Source organism: Pseudomonas sp. TH04 (genome assembly GCF_016651355.1).
Lineage (GTDB): Bacteria > Pseudomonadota > Gammaproteobacteria > Pseudomonadales > Pseudomonadaceae > Aquipseudomonas > Aquipseudomonas fluorescens.
Genome location: NZ_JAEKEA010000001.1, coordinates 2976921 through 3001522, shown reverse-complemented (window position 1 = coordinate 3001522; position 24602 = coordinate 2976921). Strand labels below are relative to the sequence as shown.

At 61.5% G+C, this 24602-nt stretch carries 21 protein-coding genes and 1 riboswitch; of the genes, 14 read left to right on the top strand and 7 right to left on the bottom strand.

Translation table 11 applies throughout. From position 1 onward, the window contains the following. Nucleotides 1–20: 20 nt before the first annotated feature. Nucleotides 21–1880, bottom strand: coding sequence for an O-antigen ligase family protein (locus JFT85_RS13555; protein WP_201229974.1), 1860 nt, complete (start codon nt 1878–1880; stop codon nt 21–23). Nucleotides 1881–2039: 159 nt separating this feature from the next. Here JFT85_RS13555 and msbA point away from each other — a divergent pair, with 159 nt between their 5' ends. From msbA to JFT85_RS13540, 3 genes are all read left to right on the top strand, one after another. After that, on the top strand, nt 2040–3845 hold the full coding sequence (msbA, locus tag JFT85_RS13550; RefSeq protein WP_053254015.1) for a lipid A export permease/ATP-binding protein MsbA: 1806 nt from the start codon (nt 2040–2042) through the stop codon (nt 3843–3845). Nucleotides 3846–4062: 217 nt separating this feature from the next. After that, nucleotides 4063–5487: a bifunctional D-glycero-beta-D-manno-heptose-7-phosphate kinase/D-glycero-beta-D-manno-heptose 1-phosphate adenylyltransferase HldE gene (gene hldE, locus JFT85_RS13545; RefSeq protein WP_069550878.1), complete on the top strand. Its 1425-nt coding sequence runs from the start codon at nt 4063–4065 to the stop codon at nt 5485–5487. Continuing rightward, on the top strand, nt 5480–6415 hold the full coding sequence (locus JFT85_RS13540) for an NAD-dependent epimerase/dehydratase family protein (RefSeq protein WP_053254017.1): 936 nt from the start codon (nt 5480–5482) through the stop codon (nt 6413–6415). The genes hldE and JFT85_RS13540 overlap by 8 nt, the downstream gene beginning before the upstream one ends. Before the next feature lie 122 nt (nt 6416–6537). On the opposite strand, the gene JFT85_RS13535 is transcribed toward JFT85_RS13540, so the two are convergent. From JFT85_RS13535 to JFT85_RS13520, 4 genes are read right to left on the bottom strand one after another with little or no spacing between them, the layout of a single operon-like run. Next, complete coding sequence (locus JFT85_RS13535) at nt 6538–7506, bottom strand: hypothetical protein (protein ID WP_053254018.1); 969 nt, start codon at nt 7504–7506, stop codon at nt 6538–6540. 41 nt (nt 7507–7547) lie between these two features. Then, nucleotides 7548–8360 carry an aldo/keto reductase gene (locus JFT85_RS13530; RefSeq protein WP_053254019.1) on the bottom strand — a complete coding sequence of 271 codons (813 nt, stop codon included), beginning with the start codon at nt 8358–8360 and terminating at the stop codon, nt 7548–7550. After that, nucleotides 8357–9532: an NAD(P)/FAD-dependent oxidoreductase gene (locus JFT85_RS13525; RefSeq protein ID WP_053254020.1), complete on the bottom strand. Its 1176-nt coding sequence runs from the start codon at nt 9530–9532 to the stop codon at nt 8357–8359. The genes JFT85_RS13530 and JFT85_RS13525 overlap by 4 nt, the downstream gene beginning before the upstream one ends. Nucleotides 9533–9587: 55 nt before the next feature. Continuing rightward, nucleotides 9588–9923, bottom strand: coding sequence for a DMT family transporter (locus JFT85_RS13520; RefSeq protein WP_053254021.1), 336 nt, complete (start codon nt 9921–9923; stop codon nt 9588–9590). A gap of 102 nt (nt 9924–10025) precedes the next feature. Between JFT85_RS13520 and JFT85_RS13515 the strand changes: the two genes are divergently transcribed. Next, complete coding sequence (locus JFT85_RS13515) at nt 10026–10916, top strand: LysR family transcriptional regulator (protein ID WP_053254022.1); 891 nt, start codon at nt 10026–10028, stop codon at nt 10914–10916. Nucleotides 10917–10939: 23 nt separating this feature from the next. Continuing rightward, nucleotides 10940–12217, top strand: a complete 1278-nt coding sequence (gene waaA, locus JFT85_RS13510) for a lipid IV(A) 3-deoxy-D-manno-octulosonic acid transferase (protein WP_201229969.1) — start codon at nt 10940–10942, stop codon at nt 12215–12217. Between the two features lie 107 nt (nt 12218–12324). Here waaA and JFT85_RS13505 read toward each other — a convergent pair whose 3' ends face one another. After that, complete coding sequence (locus JFT85_RS13505; RefSeq protein WP_053254024.1) at nt 12325–13764, bottom strand: TolC family outer membrane protein; 1440 nt, start codon at nt 13762–13764, stop codon at nt 12325–12327. Nucleotides 13765–13960: 196 nt separating this feature from the next. Continuing rightward, nucleotides 13961–14066, top strand: a riboswitch (TPP riboswitch). A gap of 146 nt (nt 14067–14212) precedes the next feature. On the opposite strand from JFT85_RS13505, the gene thiC reads away from it, so the two are divergent. Both thiC and cytX read left to right on the top strand, forming a co-directional pair. Beyond that, entirely contained in the window at nt 14213–16102 is a 1890-nt protein-coding gene (gene thiC / locus JFT85_RS13500) for a phosphomethylpyrimidine synthase ThiC (protein WP_053254025.1), read from the top strand. Between the two features lie 139 nt (nt 16103–16241). Beyond that, the gene (gene cytX / locus JFT85_RS13495) at nt 16242–17531 is read left to right on the top strand and encodes a putative hydroxymethylpyrimidine transporter CytX (protein WP_078827663.1); all 1290 of its coding nucleotides are present in this window, start codon (nt 16242–16244) and stop codon (nt 17529–17531) included. On the opposite strand, the gene JFT85_RS13490 is transcribed toward cytX, so the two are convergent. Continuing rightward, entirely contained in the window at nt 17500–18246 is a 747-nt protein-coding gene (locus JFT85_RS13490; RefSeq protein WP_053254027.1) for an RsiV family protein, read from the bottom strand. The genes cytX and JFT85_RS13490 overlap by 32 nt on opposite strands. A 193-nt stretch (nt 18247–18439) precedes the next feature. Between JFT85_RS13490 and JFT85_RS13485 the strand changes: the two genes are divergently transcribed. The 7 genes from JFT85_RS13485 to JFT85_RS13455 all read left to right on the top strand — a co-directional run bounded on the left by JFT85_RS13485 (nt 18440) and on the right by JFT85_RS13455 (nt 24600). Then, nucleotides 18440–19057 (top strand): NUDIX domain-containing protein, encoded by a 618-nt coding sequence (locus JFT85_RS13485; protein ID WP_053254028.1) that lies wholly within the window; start codon nt 18440–18442, stop codon nt 19055–19057. After that, entirely contained in the window at nt 19048–19497 is a 450-nt protein-coding gene (locus JFT85_RS13480) for a DUF1249 domain-containing protein (protein WP_017138485.1), read from the top strand. The genes JFT85_RS13485 and JFT85_RS13480 overlap by 10 nt, the downstream gene beginning before the upstream one ends. A gap of 99 nt (nt 19498–19596) precedes the next feature. Next, nucleotides 19597–20412 carry a 3',5'-cyclic-AMP phosphodiesterase gene (gene cpdA / locus JFT85_RS13475; protein ID WP_069550884.1) on the top strand — a complete coding sequence of 272 codons (816 nt, stop codon included), beginning with the start codon at nt 19597–19599 and terminating at the stop codon, nt 20410–20412. Between the two features lie 116 nt (nt 20413–20528). Further along, nucleotides 20529–21137 carry a YqiA/YcfP family alpha/beta fold hydrolase gene (locus JFT85_RS13470; protein ID WP_201229967.1) on the top strand — a complete coding sequence of 203 codons (609 nt, stop codon included), beginning with the start codon at nt 20529–20531 and terminating at the stop codon, nt 21135–21137. Between the two features lie 45 nt (nt 21138–21182). Further along, a complete protein-coding gene (parE, locus tag JFT85_RS13465; protein WP_053254031.1) occupies nt 21183–23087 on the top strand; it encodes a DNA topoisomerase IV subunit B in 1905 nt (634 codons plus the stop codon). Beyond that, nucleotides 23087–24082 (top strand): esterase-like activity of phytase family protein, encoded by a 996-nt coding sequence (locus JFT85_RS13460; protein WP_053254032.1) that lies wholly within the window; start codon nt 23087–23089, stop codon nt 24080–24082. Before parE ends, JFT85_RS13460 begins: the two co-directional genes overlap by 1 nt. After that, complete coding sequence (locus JFT85_RS13455; protein WP_053254033.1) at nt 24079–24600, top strand: retropepsin-like aspartic protease family protein; 522 nt, start codon at nt 24079–24081, stop codon at nt 24598–24600. The genes JFT85_RS13460 and JFT85_RS13455 overlap by 4 nt, the downstream gene beginning before the upstream one ends. Nucleotides 24601–24602 lie beyond the last annotated feature (2 nt).

Sequence of the window (24602 nt, the reverse complement as noted above, 5' to 3'; positions counted from 1 at the left end):
GGGGCGCACCGGGCTTGCCTTCAGGCGGCAGGGCGAGCGAGTGTGAGGACCTGCTCGCGGATTTTCAGCGTGGCGTGCGGCGATGCGACGGATGCATACCCGTTGATCAACTGTTCGAAGTGGGTTTCGAACAACCAGTTGCGGTCCTGCGAATAGCGTTGCATATGCTTCAAGTTGCGCTGGCGCAGAGTGTTGCGCAGCGCTGACGGAAAGATGCGCATGTCTGCCACGTCAATCAGGCCGAACTCCCCGTCTTCCAAGAGCAGCACATTGCCCAAATGCAGGGAACGGAAGTACACACCGCGCTCGTGCAACTGAGCCATGAACCGGCCAAACCGTTCAATCAGCGATTCGCGCAGGCTGCTGTCCAGGCTTTGCAGGGCCTGACGCAGCGTCAGGCCGGGCAGTGGCCGGTAGTGCACGGCGCTGCTGCCATCCTGCAGGCAATACAGGTCAAGGATGGTCGGTGATGCAATGCCTAGCCGTCGCAGTTGTTCACTGTTGCTGACAAAGCGTTCCGAATAGGGATTGAACATGCCCGAGGTGTACCAGCGGCGGGCCCTGAACAGCTTGAGGAAGCTGCCATCCTGCAGGCGCAGGACTTTCGGCCCGAGACCATCTTCCTCGATAACGTCCGCGCCGCTGCGCAGGGCTTCAAACGCCTGCTGCTTGGGTGTTTGCACCGGCATGCGCAGCAGGCTGCCACGACGTTTGGCAATGCTCAGGCCCGCGATCAGGGCCAGAGGGATCCACAGCAGGAACCAGTGCTCCTTGGGCCGCGACAGAATGCCGCCGCCTTCAGTCAGGCCGGCGCCGATGCCGTAGGCCAGCAGGGCGGAAGCCAGCAGGAACAGTGGCTGTGCACGCTCTTTGAAGCCTTTATAGAGGCCCCAGCCCAGCATGAAGATCCACGGGATAAAGCCGATGATGCCCACGTAATAGAGCACGCCGAGCGCAAAGCTGTGGGGTTCCATCAGCTCGACACCGCCCACGATCAGCGACAATTCGGAGTCGTAGCTGTGTCCGATGAAGGGGTGTTCGGCGATACGCTGCAGCGTCATGCTCCACAACTCGAAGCGATACGAACTGCCTCGCTCGGTAATGGCCTCCGGGTAAAGCAGCAGAAGTGCCGCCGCCCCCAGCACCAGGGTCGCAATCATCAGGGCTGAACGGCGATTGCGGCTGACAAAGGCGATCCACACGGCGGCCAGCGTCAGTGCAACCAGCGGCGTGCGGGAGCCGGTCGCCAGGATCGCGAGCGCCATGATCGCCAGGGCAGGCGCACTGAAAAACAGCACACGCAGGCGCTGGGTGGTAATGCAGATATAGAGCCAGTAGACGCAGAAAAAGCCGAAGAGGTGGGAGCTGAGCAGTGGGTTGTCGAGGGCGCCACGGCCGCCGATCATGCGCATGCTCAGGCCAGGTTCGAAGCCTTTGGCGAACGCCACCAGGTTGCACAGGCACACCACCAGCGCAATCACGGCGGCGCTGAAAAATATCGGCTTGAACAGGTCTTTGCGGTAATGCAGCAGCAACCCACAACCGGCAAACAGCATGAAGGTTTGCAGCGGCACCTTGAACAGGTTGGAGTCGCCGGTAGGCGCCGGGCTCCACAGCACGGTGGTGATTGCCCAGGCGCAAAACGCCAGGAACGCGATGATCAGGGGTTCACGCAACAGCTCCTTGATTTCCCGCGGGCGCATGCACAGCAGGAACAAGGTCGGCACACTGAAAAAACCGTAGTAGAACCGGTGCATGACATTGCGATTGGTGACGTAGAACAGCGAACTCAGGAGCAACAACAAGCCAATGGGCAAAATCCACAGGACCAGGAAGTCGAAAACGCGATTTGAGCCGTAGGCAAGGCGCTTGGAGTGCATACAGAAAAGCCATTCCAGAATTGAGAAAGCCGACCATCTTAAAGTAGTCGCTATATAATGTCGTCGGTTGGATCCAACCGGGCCGTGGGTTATACCGGGTGCAAGTACAACAGAGAAGCTGTGCTAAAGTCAGCCTCCTTTTTCAAAACGCCGCGTGATATGACCGACTCCAGTCCGAGCGCAAGCCCTTCGAGCTTGAAAATATACTTCCGCCTGCTCATGTACGTTAAGCCCTATGCCGGCTTGTTCGCGCTGAGTATCGTTGGATTTCTGATTTTCGCGTCGACCCAGCCCATGCTGGGGTACATCCTCAAGTACTTCGTCGACGGCCTATCCAACCCGGAAGCGGTGCTGTTCCCCAACGTACCGTTCCTGCGCGACCTGCAATTGCTGCAAGCCGTGCCTTTGTTGATCATTCTGATCGCGGCCTGGCAGGGCCTGGGTTCGTTCCTGGGCAACTACCTGCTGGCCAAGGTCTCCCTGGGCCTGGTCCACGACCTGCGCGTGCAGTTATTCAATAACCTGCTGACGCTGCCCAACCGTTACTTCGACAACCACAACTCCGGGCATCTGATTTCCCGCATCACCTTTAACGTGACCATGGTCACGGGTGCGGCGACCGATGCCATCAAGGTGGTGATTCGCGAAGGCATGACGGTGATCTTCCTGTTTGCCTCGCTGCTGTTCATGAACTGGCGCCTGACGCTGGTGATGATCGCCATCCTGCCGCTGATTGCGGTGATGGTCAGCACGGCCAGCAAGAAATTCCGCAAGCAGAGCAAGAAGATCCAGGTGGCCATGGGCGACGTGACCCACGTGGCTTCCGAAACCATCCAGGGCTATCGCGTGGTGCGCAGCTTCGGGGGTGAAGTCTACGAAGAGAAGCGCTTTTTCAAGGCCAGCCAGGGCAACACCGACAAGCAGTTGCGCATGACTCGCACCGGGGCGATCTACACCCCGTTGCTGCAACTGGTGATCTACACCGCCATGGCCGTGCTGATGTTCCTGGTGCTTTACCTTCGCGGCGACGCGTCCGCTGGTGACATGGTGGCCTACATCACCTTGGCCGGCCTGTTGCCCAAGCCTATCCGTCAACTCTCGGAAGTCAGCTCGACCATTCAGAAAGGCGTGGCCGGTGCTGAAAGCATTTTCGAACAGTTGGACGAAGAGAAGGAAGTCGACCGCGGCACCATCGAACGCGACAAGGTCAGCGGCCGCCTGGAAGTGCGTCAACTGAACTTCACCTACCCTGGCACCGAACGCCATGTGCTCAAGGACATCAGCTTTACCGCCGAACCTGGGCAGATGATCGCCCTGGTGGGCCGCTCCGGCAGCGGCAAGTCGACCCTGGCCAGCCTGATCCCGCGGTTCTACCACCATGAAAGCGGCGAAATCCTGCTCGACGGTGTAGAGATCGAGGACTACAAACTGCTCAACCTGCGCAAGCACATTGCCCAGGTGACCCAGCATGTCACCCTGTTCAGCGACACCGTGACCAACAACATCGCCTATGGCGACCTGGCCGGTGCGCCACGGGCGGACGTTGAAGCGGCAGCGGCGGATGCCTATGCCAAGGACTTCATCGACCAGTTGCCCAAAGGCTTCGATACCCAGGTGGGTGAAAACGGCGTGCTGTTGTCCGGCGGCCAACGCCAGCGCCTGGCTATCGCCCGAGCCTTGCTGAAGAACGCGCCGTTGCTGATTCTCGACGAGGCCACCTCGGCCCTCGACACCGAATCCGAGCGGCACATTCAGGCGGCTCTGGACAAGGTCATGCAGGGCCGCACGACCCTGGTGATTGCGCACCGCTTGTCCACTATCGAGAAGGCCGACCTGATCCTGGTGATGGACGACGGCCGGATTGTCGAGCGCGGTACCCACGCCGAGCTGCTGGCACAGAACGGCTACTACGCCCGCCTGCATGCCATGGGCCTGGATGCCCCAGTGTCGGCCGATATCACCTGAAACCTTGTGGGAGCGGGCTTGCCCGCGATAGCGCAGTGTCAGTCACCGAATGTTTCGACTGATTCACCGCCATCGCGGGCAAGCCCGCTCCCACATGTGTTCCTCGGTGGATTCAATGGCAGGCCCCTCGCACTATCTTCTGTGCACACCCTCCACAAGCCTTCCATAACCCTGTGCTAATATCGCGCCCCTGTTCATTTTGTATGTGGGTTGCTCCATGAAGTTGTCCATGCCGCGATTCGATCAAGCCCCTGTCTTGGTGGTCGGCGATGTCATGCTCGACCGTTACTGGCATGGCGGTACCTCACGGATTTCCCCTGAGGCACCGGTACCGGTAGTCAAGGTCGAGCAAATCGAAGACCGTCCAGGTGGCGCTGCCAACGTTGCCCTCAATATTGCCGCGCTCGGCGCCCCGGCCTCCCTGGTCGGTGTGACCGGCGACGACGAAGCCGCCGACAGCCTGGCCAACAGCCTGCGCGGTGCTGGCGTGCGCGCGCTGTTCCAGCGCATTGCCCATCAGCCGACCATCGTCAAGCTGCGGGTCATGAGCCGTCACCAGCAATTGCTGCGTATCGATTTCGAAGAACCCTTCGCCACCGACGCCCTGGCCCTGAGCGGTCAGGTTGACGCGTTGCTCGAAGGCATCAAGGTGCTGGTCCTGTCCGACTACGGCAAAGGCGCCCTGAAGAACCATCAGGAACTGATCCAGGCCGCCAAGGCCCGCAACATTCCGGTGCTGGCCGATCCCAAGGGCAAGGACTTCTCGATTTATCGGGGCGCCAGCCTGATCACGCCAAACCTCAGCGAGTTCGAAGCCATTGTCGGCGGTTGCGCCGATGAGCACGAATTGGTGACCAAGGGCGCCGCGTTGATGGCTGACCTCGACCTGGGGGCCTTGCTGGTTACCCGTGGCGAGCACGGCATGACCCTGCTGCGCCCGGGCCACCCGGCGATGCACTTGCCGGCGCGCGCCCGTGAAGTGTTTGACGTCACCGGTGCCGGTGATACGGTGATTTCCACCCTGGCGGCGTCCATTGCGGCCGGTGAAGAATTGCCCCACGCCGTGGCCTTGGCCAATCTGGCGGCGGGCATTGTGGTCGGCAAACTGGGCACCGCGGCCATCAGTGCGCCTGAATTGCGCCGGGCGATCCAGCGTTCCGAAGGCTCGGAGCGTGGCGTGCTGAGCCTGGAACAATTGCTGCTGGCGATTGATGATGCCCGTGCCCACAACGAAAGCATTGTGTTCACTAACGGTTGCTTCGACATCCTGCATGCCGGTCACGTGACTTACCTGGAACAGGCGCGCGCTCAAGGCGATCGTCTGATCGTCGCGGTCAATGACGACGCCTCGGTCAGCCGCTTGAAAGGCCCGGGCCGTCCGATCAACAGCGTCGACCGACGCATGGCCGTATTGGCGGGTTTGGGCGCGGTGGACTGGGTGATCAGCTTCTCTGAAGGCACCCCGGAAAACCTGTTGGCCCAAGTCAAGCCAGACGTACTGGTCAAGGGCGGCGACTACTCTGTTGATCAAGTCGTGGGCGCCGACATCGTCAGCGCTTACGGCGGTACGGTCAAAGTGCTCGGGCTGGTTGAAAACAGCTCGACCACGGCCATTGTCGAGAAGATCCGCAACAATGAGTAACGCAGACAAGTGGGTCCTTATCACCGGTGGTGCCGGTTTCATCGGCTCGCACCTGGTCGATGCATTGCTTGCAAAGGGCTATGCCGTAAGGGTGCTGGATGACCTGTCCACTGGCAAACGCAGCAATGTGCCGTTGGATAACCCACGCGTACAGCTGATTGAAGGTGATGTCGCCAACGCCGACCTGGTGGCGCAAGCCGCCATCGGCGCCACGGCGGTGGTGCATTTGGCAGCGGTGGCTTCGGTGCAAGCCTCGGTGGATGACCCGGTCAGCACGCACCAGAGCAATTTTGTCGGCACCTTGAATGTCTGCGAAGCCATGCGCAAGGCCGGTGTGAAGCGTGTGGTATTTGCTTCCAGCGCTGCGGTGTATGGCAACAATGGCGAGGGCGCTTCGATTGACGAAGAGACCACCAAGGCCCCGCTGACGCCTTACGCGTCGGACAAGTTGGCCGGTGAGCATTACTTCGATTTCTACCGTCGCCAGCATGGCCTGGAACCGGTAATTTTCCGCTTCTTCAATATTTTCGGTCCACGCCAGGACCCGTCATCGCCGTACTCGGGCGTGATCAGTATCTTCAGCGAGCGCGTGCAACAGGGTGTGCCGATCAGCGTGTTTGGCGATGGCGAGCAAACCCGCGACTTCATGTACGTCGAAGACCTGGTGGATGTGTTGGTGCAAGCCATCGAAGCGCCTGAGGCACCGTTGGGTGCGATCAACGTCGGCTGGAACCGCACCACCACGCTCACGCAGGTGTTGGAGGCGCTGGAAGAGGTGGTGGGGCAGTTGCCGGTAATCACCTACGGGCCGGCGCGTTCGGGGGATATTCGGCATTCGCGAGCCAACAATCAGCGGTTGCTGGCCAGTTTCACGCTGCCTGAGCCAACCCCGTTGAAGGTCGGCCTGGAGCGGCTACTTAACAGCTGAGCACCATCAACGGTGGGAGCGGGCGTGCTCGCGAATGCGGCGTGTCAGTCAGTACATGTGTAACTGATGCACCGCGTTCGCGAGCAAGCCCGCTCCCACATTGATCTGCTTGGTTTTTGAGTTCAGCGGCTGGCTTTTTTCTTCGGCACGATCTTGCGCAGCATCTGCCGTGCCTTGCCGGTCAAGCGCTTGAGCTTTGACTCTTTCTCAGGCTGTGCCAGCCCTTGTTGCCTGACCCAATCCTTCCAGCGAATGCGCTCGTCGCGCACCAACCAGCCTTCCTGCTGGGCGAAACTTTCCGCCAGGTACACGCCGCGCGTACTGGCCGGGTAAAGCTGGTCCTTCTTGACCGTGTACAGCTCGGCAAGCGGCTGGCCATCTTTCAAGGGCATCAGGTACAGGTCGGGCCGCTGGCGGTCCAGGCGCGCGACCAACTGGTCACCTTCAAGCCGTTCATCCACATGGAACAAGCTTAGGGACTTGGCTTCCTTCGGCACTTCCAGACGCAAGTCATAAATCAATTGCAGTGACGCCGTGGGCAGGTGCACGTAAGCCCGCGGGCGTTCGATCAATTGCGTGGTGGCGCAACGCACCGGGCGCGCGGCACCTGACAGTGGGCTCAAGCGAAACGGCAAGGCTTCACGGTAATGCAAGGCGGCGGAGTAGGGGGCCGGCAGCCAGGTGTCATTGAAGCGCCCGCCGAGCCAGCCTTCGGGGGTTTCCAGCAGGCACTCTTCGGCGATTTCCTGGATGGCGGTGTGCAGCGGCAGGTTCAGTTCGTGGGCGGGGACGTAGCCGGAGATCAGTTTGAGCACCACATCGCCACGGTCCTGGCGGCGTTGGCGCACCAGTACCCAGTAATCCTTGTTCTGCCAGTGCAGGGTCAGGCGCACCGACACGCCGAGGTTCGCCAGCTCGAGGGCGAAACGCTCGGGGTCAGCCACCGCCACCGGCTTGCGCCGTTGCAGGGTCTGGGCAAAGTTGAGCGGCATGCCCACGCTCTGGTAGCTCAGGCCTTCGGGGGTAGCTTCGACGTGCAGCGGCAGTGTTTTAAAGTTACTCGGGTTTTTTCTAATGAGCGTACGCGGCATGTCGGCTCCTTTTTGCGACGGGGTCGGCCGCGTCGGCGGCATCAGAGTTGACGAATGACTTGGGCAGCGGTCGCCACGTTATGGGCCAGGTGCAGCGGATTAATGGTCCCGACAATAGCACTGGCGACGCCCGTTTGCGCAAACAACAGCATGAAACTCGCGCGAATTGGATCCATTCCAGGCTCCAGGCACACGTGGCCGCTGGCCAGGGCCTTTTTCACCAGAATGCCTTTGCCATGGGCCGCTGCATATTCAATGACGGTTTTCTCGGCCTGTTCGTTCAGATTGTAGGTGACCATCGCGCAATCACCCTGTTCCAGAGCCTTCACACCGCCTTCGACGGTTTTGCCGGAAAAGCCGAAGCCACGAATCTTGCCCTCTTTTTTCAGTTCCGCCAGGGTCTGGTACACCTCGCAATCATTGAGGATGTGCAGGTCATTACCATCGGAATGCACCAGCACCAGGTCGATAAAATCCGTTTCAAGTCGCTTCAAACTGCGCTCAATCGACAGGCGGGTATGGGCGGCACTGAAGTCATGATGGGAAACGCCATCGGCAAACTCTTCGCCGACCTTGCTGACAATCACCCAGTCCTTGCGCTGGTCGCGTAACAGCGGCCCCAGGCGTTCTTCGCTGCGGCCATAGGCCGGGGCGGTGTCGATCAGGTTGATGCCCAGTTGTTGGGCTTGGCGCAATAACATCCGCGCTTCGTCGTCATTGGGGATCTGGAAGCCGTTAGGGTATTTCACCCCTTGGTCGCGGCCCAGCTTGACGGTGCCCAGGCCCAGTGGCGAGACCAGAATGCCGGTGCTGCCCAGTGGGCGATGCAGGTCGTGCAGGGTTGGCAGGCTCATGGCAACAGGTGCTCCCAGGCAGGTTGGCCGAGGGCTGGCTTGGGCAGGTCGGGCAGGGTTTCGCTGGCGCTTGGGCGGATGCCGTCGCGCTCCAGGGCGTTGAGCACGCGATCAGCGAAGTCCGGCGCCAGCGCCAGCTTGGTCGGCCAGCCCACCAGCAGGCGGCCTTGTTCGGCGAGGAAGGCGTTGTCGGGGCGGGTCAGGCCCGATTGCAGTGGCTCGGCGCGATCAACCCGCAGCGTGGCCCACTGGGTCTGGCTCATGTCGATCCACGGCAGTAATTGCCCGAGCTCTTTTTGCGCGGTAGCGATCTGTTCTTCAGGTGTGCGCGCGACGCCATCCGCCTCGGCGATATCGCCGCCCATGTACCACACCCAATTGCCGTCGGCTGCCGGGTGAGTGGTGACGGTGATGCGCGGCTTGGTGCCGCCGCCCAGGCAGTGCGCATACAGCGGTTTCAGGCCTGGGCCTTTGGCGATAATCATATGCAGCGGGCGCTTTTGCATGGCGGGTTGGCTGAGGCCCAAAGCGGCCAGCAGATCAGCAGTGCCTCCCCCGGCACTCAGCACGATGCGCTGGGCGCGGATCTCGCGGCCGTCGACTTTCAAGCCCACGAGCGTGTCGCCGTCCAACAGCGGTTCGATGTGCTGCCCGGCGAGCAAGCCATCACCCGCCAGTTGGGCCAGGCGTTCGATCAGGCTGGGTACGTCCACCACCAGCTCCGCCAGGCGATAGACCTTGCCCTTGAAGCGTCGGTCTTGCAGGGCCGGGGGCAAGTCGTCGCCCTTGACCTGATCGACACGGCCGCGCACGGCCTTGCTGGCGAAGAAGCTGGTGAGGTTGCCGGCGAGCGTGCCCGGGGACCACAGGTAATGGGCTTCGGACAGCAAGCGCACGCCGGACAAGTCCAGCTCGCCGTCACCAGCCAAGGCTTCGCGCCAGCGGCGCGGCATGTCGGCAATTGCCTCGGATGCGCCGGTGAGGGCGCCGTGCAGGGCATATTTAGCGCCGCCGTGGATAATCCCCTGGGACTTCACGCTTTGCCCGCCACCCAGTGTGGCGCTTTCCACCAGTACCGTGGAAAACCCCTGGCGGCGCAGGCGCGCGTTAAGCCAGAGGCCGGCAACTCCGGCGCCGACAATCAGAACGTCGGTGGAAATAACGGATGGCATCGGCGACCTCAGTGTTCAAGACAAGAGGCGCAGTATACAGGCTGTTGAGTGGCGGTCAGTGCCCGGCGGTTTTCGAGAACAGTTGAATGACCACCACCCCCAGTACAATCAGGCCCATCCCGAGCATCGCCGGGACATCAAGCTTTTGCCCATAGATAAACAGTGCCGCGATACTGACCATCACAATCCCCATGCCGGCCCACACCGCGTACGCCACGCCCACCGGCACGGTACGCACCACCAGGGTCAGCATCCAGAACGCAATGCTGTAGCCGATGATGACCAGTGCCAGCGGCAGAGGCGTACTCCAGCCCTTGACGGCTTTCATGGAAACGGTTGCGACCACTTCCGAGCAAATGGCAATGGCCAGATAAAGGTAGGCGGCATTCATGGGGTAGTCCTCGGTGTGTTGCAGGCTTGATTAGGTGGGCATTCTAACGCTTCACGAGATGAGATAAAGTCATTACCTATCCGAATTAAAGATGGGTTAGCCATGAGCGTGCAGTGGAACCTGGAGCAGATGCGCTTGTTTGTGAGCGTCGCCGAGCAGCGCTCGTTTTCCGCCGTAGCACGCGGCGAGCGCAAGGCGCAGTCAGCGGTGAGCAACGCAATTGCCTGGTTGGAGGCTGATCTGGGGCTCAGTCTGTTTGAGCGTAGCAGTGGCCGTCAGCCGCGCCTGACCGAAGCCGGCAGCGTCTTGCTGGAGGAAGCGCGCGAGGTGTTGCGCCAGTGTGAACGGCTTAATGGCCGCGCGCTGTCACTGACGCGCGGTGAGGAAGCCTGCCTGCGTCTGGCCCAGGATGAAGCCATGTTGTTCCAGCCGGTACTCGATAGCCTTGAGGCGCTTGCCGTGCAGTACCCGCTCCTGGAAGTGCAGCTGTCCAGCGCCGCGCAAGGCGATGTGGCGCGCAAGCTGGTGGAGCGTAAAGCCGACCTCGGCCTGTTGTTCTATCACGACCTGATCCCCGAGGCGCTTGAGCGTCGGGTGGTGGGCAGTGTGGAAATGGTCACGGTGTGCGGCGTCAACCACCCGCTGGCTAAGGAGGCGTACGTGGACTGTCAGCGTCTGGCGCAGTACCGCCAGTTGCTGATGTCGACCCAGACCAGTGTTTACCCCGGCAGCGACGCCGCCAGCCCGCTGGTGTGGCGCGCCGACAGTTTCTACGTGTTGGCCGAATGGCTGATGAGTGGCCTGGGCTGGGCCTGGTTGCCGCGGCATATTGTGCAGTACCCGACCTATCAGCAACAGATGGTGGAATTGAACAGCGAATGGACGCCGCCCGCGCTGGTGGTGGAACTGGTCTGGCGTCGCGACGAGCACCTCGGCCCTGCAGCACGCTTCCTGACTGAACGATTTGCCGAGTGCTTGCGGGCGATTGACTGAAAAAGCCGATAAACTCCGCCGCCATGAATAGAACTCTCTACAGCTGTCTGTTTTACCTGGCGCTGCCGTTGGTGGCTTTACGTCTATGGCTGCGCGCGCGCAAGGCGCCGGCCTATGCCAAGCGCGTCGGCGAGCGTTTTTCGTATGTGCTGCCGGTCATGCAGCCGGGCGGCATCTGGGTGCATGCGGTGTCGGTAGGCGAAAGCATTGCCGCCGCGCCGATGATCCGTGGGCTGATGGCGCGCCATCCCACGCTGCCGATCACGGTGACCTGCATGACGCCTACCGGCTCCGAGCGCATCCAGGCGCTGTTCGCTAATGAGCCGCGCATTCAGCACTGCTATTTGCCGTATGACTTGCCCTGCGCGGCCAAGCGTTTTCTTGATCGTGTGCAGCCCAAATTGGCAGTGATCATGGAAACCGAGTTGTGGCCCAACCACATCCACGCCTGTGCGCAACGCGGTATTCCGGTGGCGCTGGCGAATGCGCGACTGTCAGCGCGTTCGGCCAAGGGCTATGCGCGTTTCGCCAGGCTGACCGCGCCGATGCTGTCTGAAATGCGCCTGTTCGCGGTGCAGACCCACACCGAAGCCCAGCGTTTCCTGAGCCTGGGGGCCCGCCCGGACACGGTTGAAGTCACCGGCTCGATCAAGTTCGACCTGACCATCGACCCCGAGCTGCCGCTGCGCGCTGCGGCCTTGCGCGAGCAATGGGGCGCCAGCGAGCGCCCGGTGTGGATCGCCGCCAGCACCCATGAAGGCGAGGACGACGTGGTACTGGCGGCCCATCGCCAACTGCGCGAAAGCTACCCCGACGCGCTGCTGATTCTGGTACCGCGGCATCAGGAGCGTTTCGGGCCGATGTTCGAGTTGTGCGTGCAGCAAGGGTTTGCCACCGTGCGCCGTTCCAGCGGTGAACCTGTTAGCGCAGACACCTCGGTGCTGCTCGGCGACACCATGGGCGAGCTGCTGTTTCTCTATGCCCTGGCCGACAGCGCGTTTGTCGGCGGCAGCCTGGTGCCCACCGGTGGGCATAATCCGCTGGAGCCGGCTGCGTTGGGCAAGCCCGTCATCATGGGGCCGCACCTGTTCAACTTTCTCGAAATCAGCGCGATGATGCGCGATGCCGGGGCGCTGCGAGAGGTGGATGACGCAGAGGGATTGGCCGAGGCGGTGCGGCAACTGTTCGAGCTGCCGCAGGACGCGCGCAAGATGGCACAAGCGGGATTGAAGGTGATGCAGGCCAATCAGGGCGCGTTGAAGCGCTTGCTGGATGGGTTGGACAAACTGCTCAATCACTGAGAAATGTGGGAGCTGGCTTGCCTGCGATTGCATCACCCGGGTGTCACTGATACACCGCGGTGCCTGCATCGCGGGCCAGCCCGCTCCCACATTGGTTTGTGCTGTGCTTAGTAGCCTGGACGGGCCTTGAGCTGCTCGGCGGCGGCTTTGGCCAGGTCCGGCGGCAGGAAGTCCTTGTCCGGGTTGTAGTCAGCCTTGAGGTAACGCGTCAGGTCCTGCAAGTCACCTGGGCTGAGCGTGCCCGCAGCCTGCTTCAAGCGCAGGTTGTCAAGGATGTAGTCGTAGCGGCTGTTGTTGTAGTTGCGCACCGACGCGTAGAGCTGGCGCTGTGAATCCAGCACATCGACGATGTTGCGCGTGCCCACCTGATAGCCGATTTCGGTGGCTTCCACCGCGCTCTGGTTAGAGATAATCGACTGGCGACGCGCCTGCACCTGTTCCACATCGGTATTCACCGCGCGGTGCAGATTGCGGGTGTTTTCCACCACCTGGCGACGCAGGCCTTCGCGTTGCTGTTCGGTTTGATCGAGGCGCGAATAGGATTCGCGTACTTGGGAACTGGTGAGGCCGCCACTGTAGATCGGGATGTTCAGGCGCAAGCCGATGGTGCGCTGGGACACATCGCCGCCGTAGGGCACTGGCAGTTGGTTCGGGTTGCTGAAACCCAGCGCGTCGTTGTCACCCTTTTCGTATTGCGCCACGGCGTCGAGGGTCGGCAAGTGGCCGGCCTTGCGCTGTCTCAGGGTTTCTTCGGCGGCGGTCACCGCGTAGTTGCTGGCCAGCAGGTTGAGGTTCTGGCGGCCGGCGGTTTCAACCCAGGCCTTGGCGTCGTTCGGCGCCGGTGGCAGCACCGGCAGGGTGTGCACAACGCCCTGGATCGCGTTGTACTGGCGGTTGGTCAGGGTGATCAACGCTTCGAAGGCGTCGTCCACCTGACGCTGGGCGACGATGCGGTTGGCGCGGGCGGTGTCGTAACTGGCCTGGGATTGCAGCACGTCGGTCTTGTCCGACAGGCCCACATCAAAGCGCTCGTTGGACTGGTCGAGCTGGCGTTTGAAGGCGCTTTCTTCAGCCTTGGTCGAGGCCAGGTTGTCCTGGGCGCGCAGCACGGCGAAGTAGCTTTCGGCGCTTTGCAGGATCAGGTTCTGCTCGGTGGCCGAAAGCTGCAGCGAGGCTTGTTCGTTGACGGCTTCGGCGGCTTGCAGCTGGAACCAGCGATCGGCGCGGAACAGCGGCTGGCTCAGGGTTGCACGCCAGGAATGCGCGTCACGGTTGACGGTGGCTGCCGGCTGGTCGATCTGGGTGCGCACGTTATTGCTGTCGGCGCCGGCCGAGAGGTTGGGCAGCAAGCCGGCGCGGGCTTGGGGCACCACTTCTTTTTGTGCGCCATATTGAGCGCGGGCGGCGGCCAGGTCGGCGTTGTTGTTCACCGCTTCCTGGTAGACGCTGACCAAATCGGTTTTGGCGGACAAGGGCGCTTCAGCTGCCCAGACCATTCCATTGGTCGCACAAGACACGGCAAGAGCCAGTGAAAGTTTGCGCAGCATGAGGCGATCCCTAGTGTGAATATTACGGCGATAATTTAGCGCCCAAGGCTAAGGCTGGCCATTCCTGGCGTCAAGCATTGTGGCGGCCCCCGAGTGTAGTGTTGCTGACCCGGCGCAACAATCCCGCAATCACGCCATTCATCACGCTGAATGCACCGCTATTGGCAATTTGCCCACGCCTTGGTCTAGACTGGCCGCGTTCTTGTCGGGGTGCCTTGTTGGAAGGCTGAGATCGGTAAATACCGGATCCCGTTGAACCTGATCAGGTTAGCGCCTGCGTAGGGAACAAGATTTCTCGTCACCCGGCGAGTCCTCTTGTGCTTCGTCCGGGATGTTGTTCGACAATCGAACAGCCCTCGTGCCTTGCACAGCACTGGTTTCAGTGCGTCCATCCGTCACAGGTTCGCTCCGACAAAAATCCACCGCCTGGATAGTTGGAGAGCCCGTGATGACTACAAAATTAAAAAATACCGTGCACCTGAGTGAATCGGCCAAAGTCGACTCCGGCTCCGTGCAGCCGTTTACCCGCTCGCAAAAAATCTACGTGCAAGGCACTCGCCCGGACATTCGTGTGCCGATGCGTGAAATCAGCCTGGACGTGACGCCCACCGATTTCGGCGGTGAGATCAACGCGCCCGTGGTGGTGTACGACACCTCCGGCCCGTACACCGACCCCAACGTCATCATCGACGTGCGCAAAGGCCTGGGCGATGTACGCTCGCCGTGGATCGAAGCGCGTGGCGACACCGAGCGCCTGAGCGGCCTGAGCTCGCATTTCGGCCAACAGCGCCTCAGCGATGCCGAGCTGACCGCGCTGCGTTTCGCCCACGTGAAAAACCCGCGCCGCGCCAAGGCTGGCGCCAACGTCACGCAAATGCACTACGCGCGCAAAGGCATCATCACCGCCGAGATGGAATACGTTGCCATCCGCGAAAACATGAAGCTTGAAGAGGCCCGCGCCAGCGGCCTGCTTGACCAGCAACACGCCGGCCACAGTTTCGGCGCCAGCGTGCCGAAGATCATCACCCCCGAATTTGTGCGCGAAGAAATCGCCCGTGGCCGCGCGATCATCCCGGCCAACATCAACCACACCGAACTGGAACCAATGATCATCGGCCGTAACTTCCTGGTGAAGATCAACGGCAACATCGGCAACAGCGCCCTGGGGTCGTCCATTGAAGAAGAAGTGGCGAAACTGACCTGGGGCATCCGCTGGGGTTCGGACACCGTGATGGACTTGTCCACTGGCAAGCACATCCACGAAACCCGCGAGTGGATCATTCGCAACTCGCCGGTGCCGATCGGTACGGTGCCGATCTACCAGGCCTTGGAAAAAGTCGGCGGCGCCGCTGAAGACCTGACCTGGGAGCTGTTCCGCGACACATTGATCGAACAGGCCGAGCAGGGTGTCGACTACTTCACCATCCACGCCGGTGTATTGCTGCGTTACGTACCGCTGACCGCTAAACGCGTCACCGGCATCGTGTCCCGTGGCGGCTCGATCATGGCCAAGTGGTGCCTGGCGCACCACAAAGAGAACTTCACCTACACGCATTTCGACGAAATCTGCGAAATCATGAAGGCCTATGACGTCAGCTTCTCCCTTGGTGACGGCCTGCGCCCGGGGTCGATTGCCGACGCCAACGACGCGGCGCAATTCGGCGAGCTGGAAACCCTTGGCGAGCTGACCAAAATCGCCTGGAAGCACGACGTGCAAACCATGATCGAAGGCCCGGGCCACGTGCCGATGCAGTTGATCAAAGAGAACATGGACAAGCAGTTGGAGTGCTGCGACGAGGCGCCGTTCTACACCCTCGGCCCGCTGACCACCGACATTGCACCAGGCTACGACCACATCACCTCGGGCATTGGCGCCGCGATGATCGGCTGGTTTGGTTGCGCCATGCTCTGCTACGTCACGCCCAAGGAACACCTGGGCTTGCCGAACAAGGATGACGTGAAGACCGGCATCATCACCTACAAGATCGCCGCCCACGCAGCGGACTTGGCCAAGGGCCATCCGGGCGCGCAGATTCGTGACAACGCTTTGAGCAAGGCGCGCTTCGAGTTCCGTTGGGAAGACCAGTTCAACCTCGGCCTGGACCCGGACACCGCACGTTCCTATCACGATGAAACCCTGCCGAAGGACTCGGCCAAGGTCGCGCATTTCTGCTCGATGTGCGGGCCGAAATTCTGCTCGATGAAAATTACCCAGGAAGTACGCGAGTACGCCGCCAACCAACGCATTGAAGCGGTGGATGTGGATGTGGCCAAGGGCTTGGCCGAGCAGGCGGAGCGGTTCAAGCAGGAAGGGAGCCAGCTTTACAAAAAGGTCTGATTCGGGATTGTAGGCGCCTGTACCGGCCTCTTCGCGAGCAAGCCCGCTCCCACATTTGAAATGCATTCTAAATGTGGGAGCGGGCTTGCTCGCGAAGGCAATCTGACAAACAACAAAGTGTCCCTCAGAGATAACACCCTTGAGCATTCAACCCAGCACCTATTCCCCGGACATCGCGGTGCCCGCTGACAAACGCGTCTTCGGCGCCCGCGACCTGTTCTCCCTGTGGTTCTCCCTCGGCATCGGCCTGATGGTCCTGCAAACCGGTGCCTTGCTCGCGCCGGGGCTGGGCTTGTCCGGCTCGTTGCTGGCGATTTTCCTCGGCACCCTGGTCGGTGTGCTGTTGCTGGCCGCTGTCGGCGTGATTGGCAGCGACACCGGGCTGTCGGCCATGGCCGCGCTTAAACTCAGCCTCGGCGCCAGGGGCGCGAGCCTGCCGGCGTTGCTGAACCTGCTGCAACTGATCGGCTGGGGCGCGTTTGAAATCATCGTGATGCGCGATGCCGCCAGTCTGTTGGGTACGCGCGCGTTCAGCGAGGGCAGCCTGCTGGCGAGCCCGTTGCTGTGGACGCTGTTTTTCGGCGGCCTGGCGACCTTGCTGGCGGTCAGCGGCCCGCTGACGTTCGTACGGCAAATCCTGCGCAAATGGGGGATCTGGCTGCTGCTCGCCGCGTGCCTGTGGCTGACCTGGAACCTGTTCGCCAAGGCCGACCTCGCCGCACTCTGGGCCAAGTCCGGTGACGGTTCGCTGCCGTTCGCGGTAGGGTTTGATATCGCCATCGCCATGCCGCTGTCATGGCTGCCGCTGATCGCCGATTACTCACGTTTCGGCAAGCGCGCCAACGCTGTCTTCGGCGGTACCGCGCTGGGGTTCTTTATCGGCAATTTCTGGCTGATGAGCCTGGGCGTGGCCTACACCCTGGCGTTTGCGCCAAGTGGTGAGGTGAATGCGCTGTTGCTGGCCCTGGCCGGCGCGGGCCTGGGCATTCCGCTGTTGCTGATCCTGTTGGACGAGTCGGAAAACGCCTTTGCCGATATTCACTCGGCGGCGGTGTCCAGCGGGATTCTATTGCGTTGGAAAGTCGAGCATCTGGCGTTGGCTATCGGCGTGATATGCACCTTGATCGCCTGCTTCGCACCGTTGGCGCAGTATCAGAACTTCCTGCTGCTGATCGGCTCGGTGTTTGCGCCTTTGTTCGGCGTGGTGCTGGTGGATCACTTTATCCTGCGCCGCCGTGGCCAGGGAGCGGTTGGCAACCTGCGCTGGCCTGCGCTGGTCGCCTGGTTGGGCGGCATTGGCACGTATCATCTGCTGGCCAATCTCTACCCGGATATCGGCGCAACCCTGCCGGCACTGGTGCTGGCAGGCTTGCTGCAGTTCATCCTGGGCCGGGCCTTCAGTGGCGCGCGGGCGCCAATTCGGGCTTGAGTACGCCGGTGAGGCGCGCATAGGGGATGGTCATTTCGATCAGCCCCAATGCGTAAGGCGCAATCGTCGCCACGTTGTACTTGAGCACCACGCCATTGCTGGTCAAGGCCACGTTCGGGGTTTTCTGGAACGGCCAGTTCTTCACGAACTCCGGGTCACGGTCCATCTGCGAGTTGATCAGCCAGCTGTTGTGGGCGACTTTCGCGGTATTCCAGAACGCTTGCTCCTGGCCTGGCAACAGCATGTCGGTCAGGCTCAGCTCTTTGTGCAGCAGGCGCGAATAGTTGATGAACCCACGGCCAGGCTCGCCATGGGCAGCGCCGGTGTCGAGGTAACTGGACACTTCGATGATCACAAGCCCGTCATGCTGCTCACGTACCTTGGCCTGCAAGTACATGCTGTTGCGGTCGGGCGATTCGCGCAGGAACTTGTCGCGGTAGGCATTCAGCGTCGGCGGCACGCTGGCGCCGGGGGTGGTGCGGGTCATTTGCAGCAGGCGCTGCTCCACCAGCGTGTCGAGTTGCGGCTCGGAGGGGAAGTGCACGGTATCGATGTTCACCAGCGGGCAATCAGGGCTGTTGCAGCCGGGTTTGATTTGCTCCGAGGCGTCTGGCTTGGTATCCAGGGGCTTCAGGTAGCTGGGCTGGAACAGGCTCTGGCAAGCACCGAGGGTCAAGGCAATACAGGCCACGGAGGCGACTTTTAAAAGCGACATGTGTGTCCTTCGGAAATCGATGGGAAGCGAAAAGAGTAGCGCTTGGACTGCCGACAGAGCAGTCAGTTCGCCACTAAGCTGATTAGAGTGAGTTTGACGTCCGCCGTCTATCCCGGCAACTGGAAAGGGGCTGCACCAACGGGCAGGAGCGCGTTAGGATGGCGCGAATTGCACGGGTACATCGAGGACAGACATGACGGACATTGCCAAGTCGACGCCGAACAAGATCGAGATTGTTCAGCATGACAATGCTTACCAGGGCTTCTACAAGCTTGATCGCATGCAGTTGCGCCACGAAAAATTCGATGGCGGCATGAGCCGGTTGATCAATCGTGAAGTCCTCGTTCGGCATGACGCGGTGTGCGTGTTGCCTTACGATCCGCAGCGCGATCAAGTGGTGCTGATCGAGCAGTTTCGTGTAGGCGCCATGGGCCGTACCGATAACCCGTGGCTGGTGGAAATGGTCGCCGGCCTGATCGACAAGGATGAAGAGCCGGAGGAGGTTGCACACCGCGAAGCCGAGGAGGAAGCTGGGCTGACATTCTCCGCGCTGTGGCCGATCACCAAATATTTCCCGTCGCCCGGTGGCAGCACTGAATTCGTCCATTTGTACCTGGGCCGTTGCGACAGCGCCGGGGCGGGTGGCGTCCATGGACTGGAAGAAGAGGCAGAAGATATCCGCGTCACCACCTGGGCATTCGAAGATGCCCTGCAAGCGGTGCGTGACGGCAAAATTTCCAACGCAGCCAGCATTATCGCCCTGCAATGGCTTGCGCTTAATCGCGCGGAAGTGAGGGGGTTATGGCAGTAAAGGCACGGGAACGTTATCGAGTCGACCTGATCGGGCTGCAAGCCGCCTGCGAGGCCAACTATGCGCGGTTGATGCGCCTGCTTCCCGACATGCGCCACGCGCCCGAAGCGCGGCGCATTGCCGTGACCCATGGCGACCAGATGCTCGGCGTGCTGACCCTTGAGGTCATCGTCAACTGCCCGTACACCACCACCCTGCGCGTGCGCCAGGAACACAGCCTGCCGTGGCTGCCGGTGCCGCAGCTGGAAGTCCAGGTGTATCACGATGCGCGCATGGCCGAAGTGATCAGCGCCGAACATGCGCGGCGCTTTCGCAGCATCTATCCTTACCCGAATGTGTTCATGCACCAGCCCGATGAGAAAGCACAGCTCAATGTGTTCCTCGGTGAATGGTTGAGTCACTGCCTGGCCCTGGGCCATGAGTTCGAAGTCGTGCGGTAGATGTGAACTGCGTCTGCTTACTCCGCTTTCCTCTTTGTGTGCTGCCCCAGCATAATCGCGCCAAATGTCCATTTCCTGTGATTGCCTTGGGAGAGCGCCTTGCCAAGCGTATCCGCCTTGAACCCTGATGCGCCGCCGTTGCTGGTGCAGTTGTCCGACAGCCACCTGTTTGCCGAGGCCGAGGGCACGCTGCTCGGCATGAACACCTGCGAGAGCCTGCGGCGGGTGATCGAGTTGGTGCGCGAGCAGCAGCCGCAGATCGATTTGGTGCTGGCAACCGGGGATTTGTCCCAGGACGGCACGCTTGAGTCCTATCAACAATTTCGTGACCTGACCCGGCCGATTGCTGCGCCAGCGCGCTGGATTCCCGGCAACCACGACGAGCCGCAGGTCATGGCGCACGCCGCCGTGCACAGTGATCTGCTGGAGCCGGTGCTCGACATCGGCAACTGGCGCGTCACCCTGCTGGATTCGGCAGTTCCCGGTTCAGTGCCCGGCTACCTGCAAGACCAGCAACTGCAATTGCTGGCCCAGGCCTTGAGCGAGGCGCCGAGTCGGCACCACCTGGTGTGCTTTCACCATCATCCGGTGCCCATCGGCTGTGCCTGGATGGAGCCCATCGGCCTGCGCAACCCTGACGCTCTGTTTGCCGTACTCGACCGTTTTCCGCAGGTCAAAGCGGTGCTTTGGGGGCATGTGCACCAGGAAATCGACCGCGAACGCAACGGCGTGCGCCTGCTGGCGTCGCCGTCCACCTGCATCCAGTTCACGCCGGGCAGTGAAGACTTCCAGGTCAGCGAACAGGCGCCGGGTTACCGCTGGCTGCGATTGCATGCCGACGGACGGTTGGAGACGGGCGTGGAGCGGGTTAAAGGGTTCGAATTTACCGTCGATTACGGCAGCAATGGCTATTAACGGCTGCAAACACTGAGCCAAATGTGGGTTCTTCGCTGGCTGGACAACAGGGTACTCACACACCCCCTCGATCCCTGTAAACTGCGCCTCTTTGGCTGAAGCACGGAGAGCCCGGCATGTCCGCTTCGATCTTGTATATCCACGGTTTCAACAGCGCGCCTGCGTCCAACAAGGCCAGCCAACTGAAGACGGTGATGGACAGCCTCGGCCTGGCCGACCAATTGCGCGTGCCGGCCCTGCATCACCACCCCCGCCAGGCGATTCCCCAGTTGGAGGAGGCCATTGCACAGCTGGGTCGGCCGCTGCTGGTCGGCAGCTCACTCGGCGGCTACTATGCAACCCATCTTGCCGAACGCCATGGCCTTAAGGCGCTGCTGGTCAACCCGGCGGTCAGCCCTCATCGGATGTTCGACGGTTACCTGGGCACCCAGAAGAACCTCTACACCGATGAAACCTGGGAATTGACCCACGATCACGTCACGGCACTGGCCGAGCTGGAAGTCCCGGCGCCCCAGGATGCCGCGCGTTATCAGGTGTGGTTGCAGACCGGCGATGAAACACTGGACTATCGCCTCGCCCAACAGTATTACCGAGCCTGTGCCTTGCGCATCCAGGCCGGTGGCGACCATGGTTACCAAGGGTTCGCCCAGCAATTGCCGGCAATGTTGAGCTTTGCCGGCATTGGCCCTGATCAGTATCAATCCTTCGATTTTTTTTCACTGTAAGAATCGCAGGTTACTTTTTAATCGAACGACTCACGACGAGACCCCATGGCCACTCCCAGCGCTAGCTCTTATAACGCCGACGCCATCGAAGTCCTCTCGGGCCTCGACCCGGTGCGCAAACGCCCCGGCATGTACACCGACACCAGTCGGCCGAACCACCTTGCCCAGGAAGTCATCGACAACAGCGTCGACGAAGCCTTGGCCGGGCACGCCAAGTCGGTACAAGTCATCCTCCATGCCGACCATTCCCTGGAAGTGTCTGACGATGGTCGCGGCATGCCGGTGGACATTCACCCGGAAGAGGGTGTGTCGGGCGTCGAGCTGATCCTCACCAAGCTGCACGCCGGCGGCAAGTTCTCCAACAAGAACTACCAGTTCTCCGGTGGCTTGCACGGTGTGGGTATTTCGGTGGTCAACGCCCTGTCCACGCTGGTGCGGGTCAAGGTCAAGCGCGACGGCAACGAGTACCAGATGACCTTCGCCGATGGCTACAAAGCCACCGACCTGGAAGTGATCGGCACCGTCGGCAAGCGCAACACCGGCACCAGCGTGTACTTCGCGCCGGACCCTAAATACTTCGATTCGCCAAAATTCTCGATCAGCCGCCTCAAGCACGTGCTCAAGGCCAAGGCTGTTCTGTGCCCGGGCCTGCTGGTCAGCTTTGAAGACAAAGGCACCGGCGAAAAGGTCGAGTGGCACTATGAAGACGGCCTGCGCTCCTACCTGGAAGACTCCGTCAGCGACTTCGAACGCCTGCCCAACGAGCCGTTCTGCGGCAGCCTGGCCGGTAATAAAGAAGCGGTCGACTGGGCGCTGCTGTGGTTGCCCGAAGGTGGCGACAGCGTGCAGGAAAGTTACGTCAACCTGATCCCCACCGCTCAGGGCGGCACCCACGTCAATGGTTTGCGCCAGGGCTTGCTGGATGCCATGCGCGAATTCTGTGAGTACCGCAGCCTGTTGCCGCGTGGCGTGAAGCTGGCGCCGGAAGACGTGTGGGAGCGCATCGCGTTCGTGCTGTCGATGAAGATGCAGGAGCCGCAATTCTCTGGCCAGACCAAGGAGCGACTGTCGTCCCGTGAGGCGGCGGCGTTTGTGTCCGGTGTGGTCAAGGACGCCTTCAGCCTGTGGCTCAACGAACACCCGGAACTGGGTCTGGCCCTGGCGGAACTGGCGATCAACAACGCCGGCCGTCGCCTCAAAGCCAGCAAAAAGGTCGAGCGCAAGCGCATTACGGCGGGCCCGGCACTGCCGGGCAAACTGGCCGATTGCGCCGGGCAAGACCCGATGCGTTCCGAGCTGTTCCTGGTGGAAGGCGACTCCGCCGGCGGTTCCGCCAAGCAAGCACGGGACAAAGAGTTCCAGGCGATCCTGCCGTTGCGCGGCAAGATCCTCAACACCTGGGAAGTCGACGGCAGCGAAGTCCTGGCCAGCCAGGAAGTGCACAACATTGCCGTGGCCATTGGTGTCGATCCGGGCGCGGCAGACATCAGCCAACTGCGCTACGGGAAGATCTGCATCCTCGCCGACGCCGACTCCGACGGCCTGCACATTGCCACGTTGCTGTGCGCGCTGTTCGTCCAGCACTTCCGCCCACTGGTGGATGCCGGTCACGTCTACGTCGCGATGCCACCGCTGTACCGTATCGACATGGGTAAAGAGATTTTCTACGCCCTGGACGAAGCCGAGCGCGATGGCATCCTCGACCGTCTGGTCGCCGAGAAAAAGCGCGGCAAACCACAGGTCACACGATTCAAAGGCCTGGGTGAGATGAACCCGCCGCAGCTGCGCGAAACCACCATGGACCCGAACACTCGGCGCCTTGTGCAATTGACCCTGGAAGACTTCGCCGGCACATCGGAAATGATGGACATGTTGCTGGCCAAGAAGCGTGCACCGGATCGCAAAGCCTGGCTGGAGTCCAAAGGCAACCTGGCCGAGGTTCTGGGCTGATGCGCACAGGTTTCGCCCTGGCGATCCTGATGTTGAGCGGGTTGGCGGCCACCGAGGTGGTCGCCGCGCCCGCCGTTGAGCTTAAACTCGTGTCCGAACACCCGGTGGACGGCATGCGCGGCGGTAACCTGTCGGGCCTGGCCCTGTGTGGCAAAGCGCTGTGGACCGTTTCTGACCGTGATGACGACCAGATCTACCGCCTCGATATCAGCGCGCCGACCTGGAAGGCCGAAGCGCTGAAAATCGACGTGCCGCCGGTGCCGGAGTCCGGTTTACCGTGGGGGCTGCGCTCGCGCACCAAGGCTGCTTCGTTCATTCGCGGTGGTGACCTGGACTTTGAAGGCATCACCTGCGATGCCGCCGGTGACCGCTACATTGTCAGCGAAGCCCATGCGGCGGTGCTGCACGTGCCGGTGAGTGGTGCGCCGCAGTGGTTGAAAATCGCCCCGGGCATGGTGCGCGAAGCGCGGGCCAGCGGCATGCTGCTGCATTTCAATGCCTTGTTCGAAGGCCTGGCGATCAACCCGCAAGGCAATCAGATCTGGCTGGCCGCCGAGCGTGAGCGACGTGGCTTGATCTCGATCAAGCGTGGGCAAAGCGTGTGGGATTGTGAGGGGCCTTGTGTGTTGCTGAGTGAGGCCGGGCAGGAAGTGCAGCCGGCGCAGTTCGTCCACGCCAAGGCCGTGTCCAAGGATTTTGCCGACCTCGCGCTGTTCAACGGCAAGCTGTTTACCCTGGAGCGCAATGCGTTCCAGATTTGCCGGCGCGATGCGGTCACTGCAAAAGTCGAGTTGTGCTGGTCGTTTGCCGACGAGACCCTGACGCCGGAGCGGCGTTATGCCCAGCCTTATGGTCTGGCCGAAGCGCTGGTGATGGATGCCGACGGAGCCTGGCTGGGGATCGACAACAATTTCGGCCCTCGCGCCGATGGTGAAAAACGCCCGATCGTCTACCGTTTTGCCGCGCCGGCCGGTGGCTGGGGCGCTCAGCCATGAGTGCACAACCGCCCGGCAAGCGCGCCGGACGTGTGTTGATGTTCGTGGCGTGGGGCGCGGGGCTGTTTTTGGCCACACGGTTTTTTGGGCAATGGGAAGCGCGTCAGGAAAACCCCAATGCCGTAGTGACCTCGGAGCAGCACGAGGGTTACATCGAAGTGAAATTGCTGGGCAACGGCCAAGGCCATTTTGTTGCCAGCGGCCAGATCAACGGTCAACCGGTGGAGTTTATGCTCGACACCGGGGCGACCGACGTGGCGGTTCCAGCCGAATTGGCCGACCGTCTCGGGCTCAAACGTGGCATGCCGGTGACCTTGAGCACCGCCAATGGGCGGAGTCAGGGCTACCGCACCCACCTCGACCGCCTGAAACTGGGCGATATCGTCCTTCAGGACGTGCGTGCGCTGGTTGCGCCGGGCTTGGGCGGGGAACAGGTGCTGTTAGGCATGAGTGCATTGAAACAACTTGAATTTACCCAGCGCAGCGGCACATTGCTGCTGCGCCAGACCAAACAATGATG